At 52.3% G+C, this 15,345-nt stretch carries 13 protein-coding genes; 12 read left to right on the top strand and 1 reads right to left on the bottom strand.

Annotated features, from left to right (window positions below; all coding sequences use genetic code 11):
* The 12 genes from ACP5D0_RS05640 to argJ form a co-directional block, all read left to right on the top strand.
* Positions 1–720: SufD family Fe-S cluster assembly protein (locus tag ACP5D0_RS05640; RefSeq protein WP_472364683.1), on the top strand; the 720-nt coding region annotated here is incomplete at its 5' end.
* 106 nt (positions 721–826) lie between these two features.
* On the top strand, positions 827–1,603 hold the full coding sequence (sufC, locus tag ACP5D0_RS05645) for a Fe-S cluster assembly ATPase SufC (RefSeq protein ID WP_472364684.1): 777 nt from the start codon (positions 827–829) through the stop codon (positions 1,601–1,603).
* 8 nt (positions 1,604–1,611) lie between these two features.
* Positions 1,612–2,925 (top strand): Fe-S cluster assembly protein SufD, encoded by a 1,314-nt coding sequence (gene sufD, locus ACP5D0_RS05650; RefSeq protein ID WP_472364685.1) that lies wholly within the window; start codon positions 1,612–1,614, stop codon positions 2,923–2,925.
* Positions 2,926–2,978: 53 nt separating this feature from the next.
* Positions 2,979–4,193: a SufS family cysteine desulfurase gene (locus tag ACP5D0_RS05655; protein ID WP_472364686.1), complete on the top strand. Its 1,215-nt coding sequence runs from the start codon at positions 2,979–2,981 to the stop codon at positions 4,191–4,193.
* A 66-nt stretch (positions 4,194–4,259) separates the two neighbouring features.
* The gene (locus tag ACP5D0_RS05660; RefSeq protein ID WP_472364687.1) at positions 4,260–4,676 is read left to right on the top strand and encodes a hypothetical protein; all 417 of its coding nucleotides are present in this window, start codon (positions 4,260–4,262) and stop codon (positions 4,674–4,676) included.
* 69 nt (positions 4,677–4,745) lie between these two features.
* Complete coding sequence (gene murC, locus ACP5D0_RS05665; RefSeq protein WP_472364688.1) at positions 4,746–6,164, top strand: UDP-N-acetylmuramate--L-alanine ligase; 1,419 nt, start codon at positions 4,746–4,748, stop codon at positions 6,162–6,164.
* Positions 6,145–7,092, top strand: a complete 948-nt coding sequence (locus ACP5D0_RS05670) for a D-alanine--D-alanine ligase (protein ID WP_472364689.1) — start codon at positions 6,145–6,147, stop codon at positions 7,090–7,092. Before murC ends, ACP5D0_RS05670 begins: the two co-directional genes overlap by 20 nt.
* A 25-nt stretch (positions 7,093–7,117) precedes the next feature.
* A complete protein-coding gene (locus ACP5D0_RS05675) occupies positions 7,118–7,831 on the top strand; it encodes a cell division protein FtsQ/DivIB (protein ID WP_472364690.1) in 714 nt (237 codons plus the stop codon).
* 112 nt (positions 7,832–7,943) lie between these two features.
* Entirely contained in the window at positions 7,944–9,197 is a 1,254-nt protein-coding gene (gene ftsA, locus ACP5D0_RS05680; protein ID WP_472364691.1) for a cell division protein FtsA, read from the top strand.
* Between the two features lie 207 nt (positions 9,198–9,404).
* Positions 9,405–10,325, top strand: coding sequence for a UDP-3-O-acyl-N-acetylglucosamine deacetylase (lpxC, locus tag ACP5D0_RS05685; RefSeq protein ID WP_472364692.1), 921 nt, complete (start codon positions 9,405–9,407; stop codon positions 10,323–10,325).
* Positions 10,326–10,529: 204 nt separating this feature from the next.
* Positions 10,530–13,268: a preprotein translocase subunit SecA gene (gene secA / locus ACP5D0_RS05690; protein WP_472364693.1), complete on the top strand. Its 2,739-nt coding sequence runs from the start codon at positions 10,530–10,532 to the stop codon at positions 13,266–13,268.
* Positions 13,269–13,378: 110 nt separating this feature from the next.
* Entirely contained in the window at positions 13,379–14,587 is a 1,209-nt protein-coding gene (gene argJ / locus ACP5D0_RS05695) for a bifunctional glutamate N-acetyltransferase/amino-acid acetyltransferase ArgJ (protein ID WP_472364694.1), read from the top strand.
* A 77-nt stretch (positions 14,588–14,664) separates the two neighbouring features.
* Here the strand turns inward: argJ and ACP5D0_RS05700 are convergent.
* On the bottom strand, positions 14,665–15,345 hold a 681-nt coding region (locus ACP5D0_RS05700; RefSeq protein ID WP_472364695.1), incomplete at its 5' end, for a pyridoxal phosphate-dependent aminotransferase.

Here is a 15,345-nt window from a genome sequence, read left to right on the forward strand (position 1 = left end):
GTGCGCGATTCGTACCAGTTGCATGCGGCGGTGGTGGAAGTCATCGTACATGAAAACGCGGAAGTCAAATATTCCACGGTTCAAAACTGGTACCCGGGCGATGAAGATTGCGAGGGCGGGATTTTGAATTTTGTGACCAAGCGCGGCGTCTGCGAAGGCCGGAATTCCAAATTGTCCTGGACGCAAGCGGAAACCGGGTCGGCGATCACCTGGAAATACCCGAGCTGTGTTCTGAAAGGGGATAATTCCATCGGTGAATTCTATTCGGTGGCTTTGACCAATCGCCGTCAACAGGCCGATACCGGTACTAAGATGATTCACATCGGCAAAAATACGCGTAGCACCATTATTTCTAAAGGGTTGTCGGCCGGAAAGTCTGATAACACTTATCGTGGGTTGGTGAAGATTCTACCCACCGCAGAGAACGCACGGAACTTTACCCAATGTGATTCCATGCTGATCGGTGACCAATGCGGGGCGCATACTTTCCCATACATTGAAGTGGAAAATGCCACCGCGAAAATGGAGCACGAAGCCACGACATCCCGAATCGGTGAGGATCAGTTGTTCTATTGCCAGCAGCGTGGTATCAGTGAGCAGGACGCCATTTCCATGATTGTGAACGGTTTCTGTAAGGAAGTCTTCAGCGAGTTACCTCTGGAGTTCGCGCAGGAAGCGGAGGAGCTTCTGGCCATCAGCCTGGAAGGGTCGGTCGGGTAGTTGGCGTCCGCCAGAAAATCATAACGTTTCAAACCGCTTTGAAGGAGCGGTTTTCGATTGAATAAACCGTTTGAAAGCTCTGCTTTCATCGAGTGAGAGAGACCAGATGTTATTAAAAGTTGAAAATTTACGCGCGCAAGTTGCCGAAGAAGGCGGTCAGCCCATTCTAAAAGGATTAAACCTGGAAGTGAAACCGGGTGAAGTGCATGCCATTATGGGGCCGAACGGCGCCGGTAAAAGTACCTTGTCCAGTGTGTTGGCCGGGCGAGAAGATTATGAAGTCACGGATGGCACGGCGACCTTCGATGGCGAGGATCTGTTGGAAATGGATCCGGAAGAACGTGCCCGAAAAGGCTTGTTTTTGGCGTTTCAATACCCTGTGGAGATTCCGGGCGTCAGTAACAAGCTGTTTATGCAGACAGCCGTGAATGCCATTCGCGAGGAAAAAGGCTTGCCGGCATTGGATATGTTCGACTTCGACGAGTACGCCCAATCCAAGATCGACCTGCTCAACATGCGTAAAGACTTGCTGGAACGTTCGGTCAATGTTGGCTTTTCCGGTGGTGAAAAGAAACGTAACGATATTTTCCAGATGGCACTGTTGGAGCCAAAGTTGTGCATCTTGGACGAAACCGATTCTGGCTTGGATATCGATGCCATGAAAGTGGTGGCGAATGGCGTGAACTCTTTGCGTGACGGTGTGCGCAGCTTTGTCGTGGTGACGCATTATCAGCGTTTGCTGGACTATATTAAACCCGATCACGTCCATGTATTGTATGACGGCAAAATCGTCAAGTCCGGTGGCTTCGAGTTGGTGCATGAACTTGAAGAAAGGGGTTATGACGACATCATTCAAGCCCATGACGCTTCCGATTCGGAGTAAGGTGGCTTATGACAGTTGCAGTTTCCCCTAAAATGAGTCCAGCCGCACGCCAGATGCTTGATCACCTGGTGGCTCAAGCCCGACAGTTAAACGAAAATACCCAAGCGGAGGCGCTGGTAGAAAAGCGCCTGGAGGCGGAAAGCCGTCTGTTGGTGAAAGGTCTGCCGACCCGTCAGGACGAAGATTGGCAATACACCTCTTTATTGCCGTGGTTGCCACACCGTTTTGAAATCAAAGCGTCGGGTGCGGAACCGAGTTTGGAAGCTTTGCAGACCCATCTTTTGCCGGAAGAGGCAATTCGCTTGGTGTTTGTGGACGGCGTTTTCTCGGAAAGCCTGTCAGCCGGGTTCGATTTGATTCCCGACGCCTTGTCGATTGAAATGGCTGAGGCGGATGCGATTCAAACCATCTCGCCCAAGGTCGAAGCCGATGCCTTTGAACTGATGAATGAACTGCTGCTGGATCAGGGGCTGACTGTGCGACTGGACGACCGGGCGGCCTTGGACGTTCCGGTGTATGTCGTCCAAGTGCAGACTCAGTCGGAAGGCTTGACCAATCTGCGCATGCAGGTGGAAGTGGGTGAGAAGGCTGAAATGACTTTGATTCAGCAGTATGTCTGTCTGGGCGGCGTTGAGTCGGTGTTTGTGAATGAACTGGCACACTTGCACTTGGGTCAGCACGCTCGCTTAAAACAGGTGGTTTTACAAGACTTGAGCCGAAACAGTTTTTACTTCAATCACCAGTATTTCCGTCAAGCGGAAGCGTCTGACTTGTCCACGGTCTATCTGGGGTTGGGTGCGGAGATTTCGCGTCACCAAAACCAAGTGGCTTTGGCGGGATCTTACGCTGAATGTGAACAGAACTCGATTGGGTTTGGCACCGATAAGCAACTGGTGGATTCCCGTACCGAAACTCTTCACCAAGTGGCGCATTGCAACAGCCGCCAGTTGCATAAGTTTGTCTTGGACGGTCAGGCGCGGGGCGTTTTCAATGGCATGATTTATGTGGCGCAAGATGCTCAGAAAACCGATGGCCAAATGGATAACAAAAATCTCTTGTTGTCGAATGATGCCAATATGGACACCAAACCGCAATTGGAAATTTATGCCGATGATGTGAAATGCTCGCACGGGTGCGCTTCCGGTGAAATTGACGAAAACCAACTGTTTTATGCCCAAGCGCGGGGCATTCGTAAAGCGGATGCGGTGCGCTTGATTACCCAGGCCTTTTTGCTGGAGCCGCTGGAAACGCTGTCTAAAATAGAGCGCCGCCAATGGCTGGCATCCCAGGTCATGCGCAAACTTGACCGGGTTATGGACTGATGCTTTCCGGTAAGACAGCGCATTTTTTACCACCACGATACTAAGAACAGAATATGAATCTTTCGGACGTTAAAGACGCCTTTCCCATTCTCAAACAACTCGAAAACGGCCAGCCACTGGTCTATCTGGACAGCGGTGCCACCTCGCAAACGCCGGTGTCGGTCATTGATACCATTGCGCGCTATTATCGTGAAGAAAATGCCAATGTGCACCGTGGCGTTTACGGTTTGAGCGAAAGAGCCACCGAAGCCTATGAAGGGGCACGCGGCAAAATCCGGCGGTTTTTAAACGCGGCGTCGGATAAAGAAATTATTTTCGTGCGTGGCACCACCGAGGCGATTAACCTGGTGGCGCAAACTTGGGGACGCCGTCACCTGAAGGCCGGTGACGAAGTGGTGATTACCGAAATGGAGCACCACTCCAATATCGTGCCTTGGCAGTTGTTGCGCGAAGAAATCGGTATCAAATTGGTGGTGGTGCCGATGACGGATGACGGCGAAATCCGTCTGTCCGATTTCGAAGCCTGTCTGACGCCGAAGACTCAGTTGGTGTCGGTGGTGCATATGTCCAATGCACTGGGCACGATCAACCCGGTGGCGGAGATGGTGCAGGCGGCGAAAACGGTCGGTGCTAAAGTTCTGTTGGACGGAGCCCAGGCGGTGCCGCATATGCGCGTGGATGTCCGCGCCTTGGATTGCGATTTTTATGCGTTTTCCGGCCATAAGCTGTATGGGCCTACCGGCATCGGTGTGCTCTATGGCAAAGAAGCGCTTCTGGACGCCATGCCACCCTATCAAGCCGGTGGTGATATGATTTATTCCGTGACCTTTGACAAGACCGAATACAACGTGTTGCCGTATAAGTTTGAAGCCGGTACGCCGAACATTTCCGGTGCCATCGGTTTGGGGGCGGCCATTGATTTCGTCGAATCCATCGGGTTGGATACGATTGCCGCCTACGAGCACGAATTGCTGATGTATGCCACTCAGAAGTTGCACGCCATTAAAGGGCTGCGCATCATTGGCACGGCGGCGAATAAAGGCGGTGTGATTTCATTTATTGTGGACGGCACTCATCCGCACGATATGGCCACCTTAATGGATCAGGACGGCATTGCCTTGCGTGCCAGCCACCACTGCGCCATGCCGGTGATGCAGCATTTTAATGTGCCTTCTACGCTGCGAGCGTCTTTCGGTGTCTATAACACCTTTGAGGATATTGATCGTTTGGTGATGGCTGTCGAAGAGGCGCGCGCTATGTTAGCATAGGCAACTTTCTGTCTGTGCTTGCGGCGTTCGGCGTTTCAGGCGCTTAACCCACAGTGAGGTCAAACCATGGATTCCACCGATAAAACCGAATTATCAGCGGTGCCACCGCAGAACAATGACAGCGATGCAGCCGCTTCCAATGAACCCCAAGCGCTTTCCCCGTCAACCTCATCGGCACCACTTGAGTGGATTCGTATGGAGCTGATGCCGTTACCCGGCTCCGATCACCAGCCCAAGGTACTGTTTTGGAATCCGACCACGGAAGCGCTTTTGGGAGACGGCTCGGAAGAGGTGCTGGCGCTGGTGGCTCAGGCGGTTGAGGCGGGGCATCTGAAGAGCGCGACCTTATCGCATTTTGAAATCACCCAGCCACTGCAGAAACCTTCCGAATTTGCCGCGATTCTCACCCAGCATTACTGGGTGGTGCCTCAACCGGTCAAATCCCCCGACCTGGCCGAATCGAATCCGGCGCTTTTACACTAAAGACGTCACTTTTCGCAAAAATTTCGGGTATAAAGCAGTATCATATGCCGGATTGAGAAGGGTGGTTGGATGAAAGATCAAGTTAAACAAATTCATTTTGTCGGCATCGGTGGCGTTGGCATGGCGGGTATCGCGGAAGTCTGCCTGAGTCTTGGTTTTACCGTTTCCGGTTCAGACATCAAAGAAAATGCAACCGTCCAGCATTTGCGGACACTGGGGGCGCGCATTCAAATCGGTCACGCGGCCGAGCACGTTCAGAAAAGTGATGTGGTCGTGGTTTCGACCGCGATACCGGATGAAAATCCGGAAGTGGCCTTTGCGAAAGAGCGTCGCATTCCGGTGATACCTCGTGCCGCCATGCTGGCGGAATTGATGCGGATGCGTTTCGGCATCGCCATAGCGGGGACGCACGGCAAGACCACCACCACTTCGCTGACGGCGGCGATTTTAACTCAAGGCGGTTTGGATCCGACGTTTGTGATTGGCGGCAAACTCAACCAAGCCGCTACCAATGCCCGCCTCGGCAGCAGCCAGTATTTGGTGGCGGAGGCGGACGAATCGGATGCTTCTTTTCTACATTTGTCACCGATGATGGCCGTGGTCACCAATATCGATGAAGATCACATGGAGACCTATCAGGGCGATTATCAGAATCTGGAAAATACCTTTGTGGAATTCATCCACCGGTTACCGTTTTACGGGCTGGTCATCGTGTGCCATGAGGATGAAAACATTCGTCGATTATTGCCGAAACTGTCCCGAAAAACGCGCACTTATGGCTTTTCGGATGAAGCAGATGTCTATGCCTCGGAAGTCACCCATCATGGCCTCACCATGCGTTTTAAAGTGCATGCGCTTCAGTCTGAGCCATTTGAGGTGACCTTGAACTCTCCCGGACGTCATAATGTGTTGAATGCTTTGGCGGCGATCACCATCGGGCTGGAGTTGGATGTGTCGGTTGAGGCGATTCGGCAGGCGCTGACGGAGTTTGGTGGCGTAGGACGTCGTTTTGAAGTGTATCCGCATCGTTTGATTGGTGGGCGGGATGTGACCTTGGTCGATGATTATGGCCATCATCCTACCGAGCTTTCGGCCACCATTGAAACCGCCCGTCAGTCCTTTCCCGAGCGGCGTTTGGTGTTGGTGTTTCAGCCACACCGTTTCAGCCGCACCCGTGATTTATTCGATGGTTTCGTGCAAGCTCTGGTGGCGGCGGATCTGGTGGTGCTGTTGGATGTTTACGCCGCCGGAGAAGCCCCTTTGGCGGCATTTGATTCAAAGGCCTTGTTGCAAGCGATGCGTCTGCGAGGGCATCGCGACAATTTGCACGTTGAATCGCAAGCGGAATTGAATGAATTGATGACGCCAGTGCTGCTGGATGAGGATGTGTTGCTGGTGATGGGCGCGGGTGACATTGGGCAACTGGCGCGCGACTGGAAAGAACGAGTGCTTAACGAAGAGATGGATCATGCAAACGAAAACCCCTGAAGCCGTTACGGCGCAAAGCCCGCTTGCCTTAGGGCGCGTGGCGGTGTTGATGGGCGGCACGTCCGCCGAACGTGCTATTTCGCTGAAAAGCGGCGCTGAAGTGACGCACGCCTTGCAGCAAGCCGGTGTGACCGCCACGGCCTGTGATGTGACAAGCGTTGCGGATGTGATGGCGGTGGTGCAGTCTTATGATCGTGCCTTTATTGCACTGCACGGGCGCTGGGGAGAAGACGGTGGGGTTCAGGCACTGTTGGAGGCATTGAACTTTCCGTTTACCGGCAGCGGCTTGGCGGCCTCTGCGCTGGCAATGGATAAGCTACGCACCAAATGGGTTTGGCGAGGCGTCGGGTTGCCAACGCCCGACTTTCAGGTGGTGTCACCGAGCCAGCCGTTTAAGAGCGAGGATTTTGCGTTATCGTTTCCGGTGATCGTGAAACCCAGTCATGAAGGTTCCAGTTTGGGGATGCGCAAGGTGGCGGATTTGCCCGCCTTGAAAGAGGCGATTGCCGCCGCCGAGGTCTATGATTCGGAAATCCTCATTGAACAATGGATTGCCGGACGGGAGTTTACCTGCGCCGTTTTAGGCGATGCGGCTTTGCCAATGATTCAATTGAAAACGGATCATGCGTTTTACGATTTTGAAGCGAAGTATCAATCCAATGACACTCAGTACCTCTGCCCTTGCGGCTTGCCGAAAGAGATGGAGCAGCGGCTGCAGGCTTTGGTGTTGGACGCTTTTCATGTCATCGGTGCCCGCCATTGGGGGCGGGTGGATTTGATGCTGGACGAAAACGACCAGGCCTGGCTGATTGAGCTGAACACGGTTCCCGGTATGACCGACCACAGTCTGGTGCCGATGGCCGCAAAAGCGGCCGATCTGCCATTTCCAGAATTGGTGCGGCGTCTCGTGTCGATGACGCTGACTTGAAAAACCTTTTGGGAGCGGGCAAACGGTGAAACTGAAATTGGCGCTGGCATTAGGATTGGTGTTGATGGCTGCGATTGTGGCGTGGGTGTTTTTTTCGCCGAATCGAGTGATTACCGAAGTGACCTTGCAGGGTGAGTTTGAAAAATTGGCGCCCAGAAATATTGAGTTTTTGGTGGAACCTTATGTTGGAGAGTCTTTCTGGCAATTGGATTTGGAGAGGCTGCACGCCGATATTCTGAATTTGGATTGGGTTTATCAGGTCAAGGTAAAACGACGCTGGCCGAGTACACTGGTGTTGGATGTTGTTGAGCAAACGCCAGTCGTGCGATGGGGTGAGGACGGTTTGCTGAATCAGCACGGCGACATTTTTTACCCGCATGATACGACCCCCTATCAGCGTTTGGTTCGATTGAATGGTGAGGTCATTCAATCCCGCGATTTGCTGCAAAAGCTTGCCGTGTTTCAGAATGCCTTCTCTCCGCTGGATTGGACGATTGACGATTTGACCGTGCAGGCCGATGGCAGCTGGACGCTTCACTTTGTTTCAGGGGCCACTGTATTGCTGGATTCCAGCGATTGGCAAGTCAAGTTGGATCGTTTTATTCGCGCTTACCCCAACGTCAAACCGGAATTAAGAAAATTCGCACAGCTATACGATTTACGCTATAGTAATGGGTTTGTAATCAAGGGTAGCCCGCCGATTTCCAGTGAGTCAACCGAACGCCCAAAGGCACCCTAGTCAGCCCTTGAAAAGCACCCGGATTGAAACTCTTTGAGAGGCTTGGCTTATTCTTTCGGGTTAGGGCAAGAGGCACACGATTCGGCAGTTTTCACATAAAGGTAAAATACGAATGGCAAGAAAGCAGCAGCCCACAGAGTCCAATATTGTCATCGGGTTGGATGTGGGTACATCCAAAATCGCCGCAGTAATCGGTAAAGTCCAGCCGGATGGTCGCATCGAGGTGGTGGGCATGGGCACACATCCATCAAAAGGTTTAAAAAAAGGGGTGGTCGTCAATATTGATTCCACCGTTGAGTCGATTCAGCGTGCCATTGATGAAGCGGAAAGAATGTCCGGCATTAAAGCGGAATCGGTTTCGGTCGGCATTGCGGGCAGCCACATCGGCAGCTTTAATTCCAATGGTATGGTGGCCATCAGTAACCACGAAGTGCGTGAGGAAGACGTTCAGCGCGTCATTGATGCGGCCAAAACCATTGCCATTCCAGGCGACCAAGAAGTGTTGCACATTTTGCCGCAGGAATTCATGATCGATAATCAGGGCGGCATTCGTGAGCCGATTGGCATGTCCGGTGTGCGTTTAGAGGCGCGTGTACACATGGTGACCGGTTCGGTCAGTGCGGCGCAGAACATCACTAAGTGCGTCGAACGCTGCGCTTTGAAAGTTGATAACCTGATTTTGGAGCAGCTGGCGTCATCGGAAGCGGTGTTGTCGGAAGACGAGAAGGAATTGGGGGTTTGTCTGGTAGACATCGGTGGTGGTACCACCGATATTGCCATTTTCCAGAACGGTGCCATTCGTCATTCGGCGGTGATTCCGGTCGCCGGTGATCAGGTGACCAATGACATTGCCATGGCCTTACGCACGCCGAAACAGGCCGCCGAAGACATTAAGAAAAAATACGCCTGTGCCTTGCCACAATTGATTTCCAAAGATGAAGATATTGAAGTGCCCAGCGTGGGAGACCGTCCGGCTCGCTGTTTATCGCGTCATACGTTGGTCGAGGTCATAGAACCGCGTTATGAAGAGTTGTTTCAATTGATTCAGGCGGAGCTGCGTCGCACCGACTTTGAGCATAAAATTGCCGCAGGCATTGTGCTTACCGGTGGCAGCTCTTTGGTTGAAGGCGCTGTGGAGCTGGCTGAAGAGGTGTTCCATATGCCGGTTCGACTGGGGTATCCGATGGAAGTCATGGGGTTGAGTGAAGAGGTGAACAGTCCGGCCTTTGCGACGACTGTGGGGTTGTTAATGTATGCCAAAGAACACCAGCCGACGGCGTTGCATTCAGAGGACGTCGCGGCCGAACCCTTGGATAAAACTTCCGTTCTGAATAAGATGAAAAACTGGTTCAGCAACAGTTTTTAACCCGACTATTTGGGTCAAAGCTGTGGGCGCAATCTGTGCTAGAATTCGCGCCAGGTTAACCGACGCTTTCAGCGCATTACGAGCACCTCGAATAACCCCCAATGAGATTCTGCGGGACTAAAAGGCGGCTTATTCTCGGCGCGGCTCGCCGACCTTGGTCATTCTAAGGTCAAGCCCTTACATCAAACGAAAATTGAAGACTGTTACGTGAAACAAAGAACCCTTGCCAATTCCATCAAAGCTAAAGGTGTCGGGCTGCATACCGGTCACAAGTCCGTGATGACATTACGCCCCGCACCGATTCATACTGGGATTGTTTTCCGGCGCGTGGATGTGGATCCTGCGGTGGAATTCCCGATTTCGCCAGGCCTGGTCAAAGAAACCACCTTGTGTACCACCATTGTTCAGGAGGTCGGAGACGTCCCTGTTAAGATTGCCACCATTGAACATTTGATGTCCGCTCTGGCTGGGGTGGGGATTGATAATTTGTACATTGATATTACCGCCGATGAAGTGCCGATTATGGACGGCAGTGCATCGCATTTTATTTTTCTGCTGCAATCGGCTGGCGTGGCACTGCAAGAAGCACCCAAACAGTTTATTCGCATTAAAAAGTCGGTCAAGGTGGCCAATGACAAAGGCGGCGCGGCGCAGTTTGATCCATTTCAGGGGTTTCGGCTCAATTTTTCGATTGATTTCGATCACCCGGCGTTTGAGCAAACCGCTGAAAAAATGACGCTGTGTTTTTCCTCTACGGCCTATTTTAAAGAGGTCAGTCGCGCGCGCACTTTCGGGTTTATGAAGGATATGGAAGTGCTGCGCGCGCAAAATCTAGGGCTGGGTGCCGGATTGCATAATGCCATCGGTCTGGATGAAAACGGGGTGGTCAATGAAGAGGGGCTGCGCAATAAAGACGAATTTGTGCGCCATAAAATACTCGATGCGGTAGGGGATTTGTATATGGCCGGTCATGCGATTATTGGGGAGTTTACCGCCCATAAGTCCGGCCACGCCCTAAACAATCAATTGCTCCGCGCCCTGATGGCCGATTCAGAGGCTTATGAAGTGGTGACCTTTGAAAATCAAGAGCCGCCCATTCAATACGGCAGCAGTAAAATTCTGCTATAACTGCATTAACCGCATTAGCGACAGAAGCCCGAATTAATCCGAAAGTCGATGTTCGGGTTAACAACCATTTTAAAATGCTCCGTTATTTTACGGTTTTTGAAATGTGCTAGAATAGCGCCAATTTAACGCAATGAATCGGTTGCAGATGGTCGGTTGGATAGAGGCCGCACCGCTTTTTAAACTCATTACTGGATTTGACCCCGAATGGCTTTTAACATTTTCAAAACGCTTTTTGGCAGCCGCAACGAACGCCTGCTTAAACAATATCGTAAGATCGTACAGCAGATAAACGCTCTGGAAGAGTCGTTTTCTGAACTCAGTGATGACGCTTTAAAAGCCAAAACCGATGAATTTAAGCAGCGGGTTGCGCAAGGCGAGTCGTTGGATCAAATCTTGCCCGAAGCCTTTGCCGTGGTGCGCGAGGCGGGTAAACGGGTCATGGGCATGCGGCATTATGATGTGCAGTTGATCGGGGGCATGGCACTCCACAACGGCAAGATTGCCGAAATGCGCACCGGGGAAGGGAAAACCCTAGTGGCCACCTTAGCGGCGTATCTGAATGCCTTGGCCGGAAAAGGGGTGCACGTCATTACCGTGAACGATTACCTGGCCGCCCGTGATGCCGAGTGGATGGGGCAGTTATACGGTTTTCTCGGCCTGACCACGGGCGTGATTCTCTCCGGCCAAACGGCGGCCGAAAAGCAGCTGGCTTATCAAGCCGACATCACCTACGGCACCAATAACGAATTCGGTTTCGATTATCTGCGCGATAATATGGCGATCTTTGTCGAGGAGCGCGTCATGCGCGGTCAGGCCTTTGCCATCATTGACGAAGTGGATTCGATCCTGATTGATGAAGCGCGGACGCCGTTGATTATTTCCGGCCCGGCCGAAGATAAGTCTGAGTTGTATCAGAAAATGAATCCGCTGGTACAAGGTTTGGAGCGCGGTGAAGAGGATCTGGAAACCAAAACGTCTTCCGGCGATTACACCATTGATGAAAAAACCAAACAGATTCATCTGACCGATGACGGTCATTCCAAGGTCGAGGCCATGTTGGTGGAAATCGGCTTGTTGAACGAAGGGGATTCGCTCTACGATGCGGAACACATCACCCTGATGAAATACGTCAATGCGTCCTTGCGGGCGCATTTGTTGTTTGAGAAGAACACCGATTACATTGTTCAGGATAACGAAGTCATTATCATCGACGAATTCACTGGCCGCAAGATGGCGGGTCGCCGTTGGGGGGATGGCCTGCATCAGGCGGTGGAAGCGAAGGAAGGGGTGTCCATTCAAGCGGAAAGCCAGACCTATGCCTCCATCACTTTCCAGAATTATTTCCGCCAGTATGAAAAATTATCCGGTATGACCGGTACCGCCGATACCGAAGCCGGTGAGTTTCTGGCGACCTATAAACTCGAAGTGGTGGTGATTCCGCCGAACAAGGTGCCGACGCGGCAAGATTTACCAGACCTGGTATTTTTGGATATTGAAGGTAAGTTAAACGCCATTGTGCGCGACGTCAAGGCCATGAAAGAATCCGGTCAACCGATTCTCATCGGCACGGCTTCCATTGAAATGTCGGAAGTCTTGTCGTCGCTGTTCGATAAAGAGGGCATTCAGCACAGTGTACTGAACGCCAAGCAGCATGAGCGTGAAGCCAACATTATTGCCGACGCCGGGCGTCCCGGTGCCATTACCATTGCCACCAATATGGCAGGTCGCGGCACCGATATCGTCTTGGGTGGGAATCTGGACAGTGAAATCGAAGCCCTTGAGGCTCCCTCGGAAGCTCAGATTGCAGAGGTGAAGGCCGCTTGGCAAAAACGCCATGATGAAGTCTTGGAAAAGGGCGGCTTGATGGTGCTCGGTTCCGAGCGGCACGAGTCGCGCCGTATTGACAATCAGCTACGCGGGCGCTCCGGTCGCCAGGGCGATCCAGGGGTCACCCGTTTCTATCTGTCGCTGGATGACGATTTAATGCGTCGTTTTGCCTCGGAGAAAGTCAAAAACATGATGCGTCGTCTGGGGATGAAATCGGACGAGGCCATTGAGCACAATATGGTCAGCAAATCCATTGAGCGTGCTCAGAAGCAGGTCGAGCGCATGCACCAAGATGAGCGTGCCAACCTGTTAAAATTCGACAATATTGCCAATGAACAGCGTAAGGTGGTGTATTCCCAGCGTAATGAGCTGATGGAAGAGGACGATGTTTCCGAGATTGTCGATTCGTTGCGCACCAACGTGGTTGAATCGATTATGGCGAATTTCATTCCGCCGGGCAGCCTGGAAGAGCAGTGGGATGTGGCGGGACTGGAACGCCAGCTGCAAGAGGATTTGGGCTGTGAATTGACCATTCAGCAATGGCTGGATGAGGACAAGAGCCTGTTTGAGGAAAAACTGCGTGAGCGTCTTGTTGCAGAAATCAAAGCGCTTTACCAGTCCAAGATGGCGGTGGTGGACGAAAAAACCCGTCACCACTTTGAGAAAGAAGTGTTGTTGAGAACCATTGACAAGCAGTGGCGCGAGCATTTGAATGAAATGGATTATTTGCGTCGTTGGATTCACTTGAAAGGGTTTGCGCAAAAAGATCCATTCCAGGAATATCGCAGCTCGGCCGCCGAAATGTTTGAAGCCTTCTTGGATGCGGTGATGTTCGAAACCATTCAGACCCTTTCAATGGTTCAAATTCAGGGACGACAGGATGTGGATGCCTACGAGCAGCAACAGCTTGAAGAACGCCCGCAACAGTTGGAAGCCACACATTCGGCGGCGCAAGGCATTGCGGATGCGATGGGCATGCCGTCTGGCGAACCGGAAAACACAGAAAGCGGTTCGGATGGCACTTACCGCCGCGAAACACCGAAAGTGGGGCGCAACGATCCCTGTCCGTGTGGTTCCGGTAAGAAATATAAGCAATGTTGTGGTAAATTGAGTTAATATTAATTGTACAGCTATTGTAGAGATTGAAAAAATCCACGTTGAGCGGAGTGTCGAGAACGGTCGAGCATTTCCATTCACGTGGATTTTTTAGTTTGGAGAACAAAACCATGTCGCAACAACGTTTGATTCATCCGGTGGACGGCGTTTATCTGGGCGCGACGCAAGCCAAGATTAAAAAAGCCGACAAAACCGATTTTGTCGTGGTGTCCTTTGTGGAAGGCAGTCGCACCGCCGCGACCTTCACGCAAAATGCGTTTTGTGCCGCGCCGGTCACGGTCGCCAAAGCGCATTTGCAGGCGACCGCCTGTCGTGCTTTAGTGATTAACAGCGGCAACGCCAATGCCGGAACCGGGCAGCAGGGTCTGAAGGACGCCACGCAAACCTGCCAATGGGTGGCTAGCGAGTTAGGTTTGCCAGCAGAAGCGGTGCTTCCGTTTTCCACGGGTGTCATCGGGCAGAATTTACCGATGGATAAGCTTGAAGCCGCCATTCCGGATGCGATTGCCAATCAGTCGATTGACGGTTGGAAAATCGCGGCGAAAGGCATTATGACGACCGATACCTGTGAAAAAATCGTCAGTCGTCAAATCGATATCGACGGGGCTTTGGTGACGGTGACCGGCATCGCCAAAGGTTCCGGCATGATTCATCCCAACATGGCGACCATGCTCGGCTTTGCGGCGACGGATGCCAAAATTTCCCAGGCCTGCTTGCAGCAAGCGCTCAGCGACGCCGTTAAGGTGTCGTTTAACCGTATCACGGTGGATGGCGATACGTCGACTAACGATGCCTGTACCTTGACCGCCACTCAGCAAGCGGCGATGCCGGAAATCACCGATACACACTCCACGGCTTATCAAGTCTTTTCAGGCCTGGTGAAAGCGGTGATGACCGAGTTGGCGCAAATGATTATCCGCGACGGTGAAGGCGCGACCAAGTTTGTCACAGTGCAGGTCGAAGGCGGCCAAAACTCGGACGAGTGTTTAAAAGTGGCGCATGCGGTGGCCTTGTCGCCGTTGGTGAAAACCGCTTTGTTTGCTTCCGATCCCAACTGGGGGCGGATTCTCGCCGCGGTGGGTCGGGCAGGCCTGGTCGATTTGGATATTGAGGCTTTACAGATTTACTTGGGCGAGGTTTTGTTGGTGGAAAACGGCGGACGCGCCGATTCTTATACCGAAGAAGCCGGTCAGGCGGTGATGGATGAAACCGATATCTTGATTCGCATTGTCTTGAATCGGGGCGAGGCGTCTGAAATCGTCTGGACCACCGATTTTTCATACGATTATGTGAAAATCAATGCCGAATACCGAACGTAAGGAACGTAATCAGGTCGCTTATTCACGCCCATGAGTCCATAAAAAAACGCCGATCACGGCGTTTTTGGGTTTTAGGGCTAAGCCAAAATTTCCGTCAAGGCCTGACAAAGGGCATCGGTTTCCGCATCGGTACCGATGGTGATGCGAAGGTATTCGTCAATACGAGGTTTATTGAAGTAACGCACGATAATGGCCCGTTCGCGTAAGGCTTGAGCCATGTCGGCGGCCGCTTGGCTTGGATGGGCAGCAAACAAGAAGTTGGCCGCCGAAGGCACGACCTGAAAGCCGTGTTGTTGCAGGAATTCGGTCAGACGATTTCGGGTGGCGATGATTTTATTGCAACTGGCCTCGAAGTAGCTTTCATCTTCCATCGCCGCGATGGCACCGGCCACCGCCAACCGATCCAGCGGGTAGGAATTAAAACTGTTTTTGACGCGCTCCAAGGCCTCAATTAAATCCGCATGACCCAAAGCGAAGCCCACTCGTAACCCTGCCAAAGCGCGGGATTTCGAAAAGGTTTGTACCACTAAAAGATTCGGGTAACAGTGAATCAATTGCGCGGCGGATTCGCCGCCGAAATCGATATAGGCCTCGTCCACGACGACGACTGAGTTTGGGTTGCCCTGCAAAATTTTTTCAATGGCTTGTAATGGCAAGAGTCGGCCGGTGGGGGCATTCGGGTTCGGGAAAATAATGCCGCCGTTGTCGATTTGATAGTCGGCCGGCTGAATGGCAAAGTCTTCATTGAGCGGCACGGT

This window comes from Hydrogenovibrio sp., assembly GCF_049975065.1.
Lineage (GTDB): Bacteria > Pseudomonadota > Gammaproteobacteria > Thiomicrospirales > Thiomicrospiraceae > Hydrogenovibrio.

What these genes read in the sequence shown, in the direction of transcription:
- sufC (WP_472364684.1), top strand. Translation starts at nt 827, where the DNA reads ATGTTATTAAAAGTTGAAAATTTACGCGCGCAAGTTGCCGAAGAAGGC.
- sufD (WP_472364685.1), top strand. Translation starts at nt 1,612, where the DNA reads ATGACAGTTGCAGTTTCCCCTAAAATGAGTCCAGCCGCACGCCAGATG.
- ACP5D0_RS05655 (WP_472364686.1), top strand. Translation starts at nt 2,979, where the DNA reads ATGAATCTTTCGGACGTTAAAGACGCCTTTCCCATTCTCAAACAACTC.
- ACP5D0_RS05660 (WP_472364687.1), top strand. Translation starts at nt 4,260, where the DNA reads ATGGATTCCACCGATAAAACCGAATTATCAGCGGTGCCACCGCAGAAC.
- murC (WP_472364688.1), top strand. Translation starts at nt 4,746, where the DNA reads ATGAAAGATCAAGTTAAACAAATTCATTTTGTCGGCATCGGTGGCGTT.
- ACP5D0_RS05670 (WP_472364689.1), top strand. Translation starts at nt 6,145, where the DNA reads ATGCAAACGAAAACCCCTGAAGCCGTTACGGCGCAAAGCCCGCTTGCC.
- ftsA (WP_472364691.1), top strand. Translation starts at nt 7,944, where the DNA reads ATGGCAAGAAAGCAGCAGCCCACAGAGTCCAATATTGTCATCGGGTTG.
- secA (WP_472364693.1), top strand. Translation starts at nt 10,530, where the DNA reads ATGGCTTTTAACATTTTCAAAACGCTTTTTGGCAGCCGCAACGAACGC.
- argJ (WP_472364694.1), top strand. Translation starts at nt 13,379, where the DNA reads ATGTCGCAACAACGTTTGATTCATCCGGTGGACGGCGTTTATCTGGGC.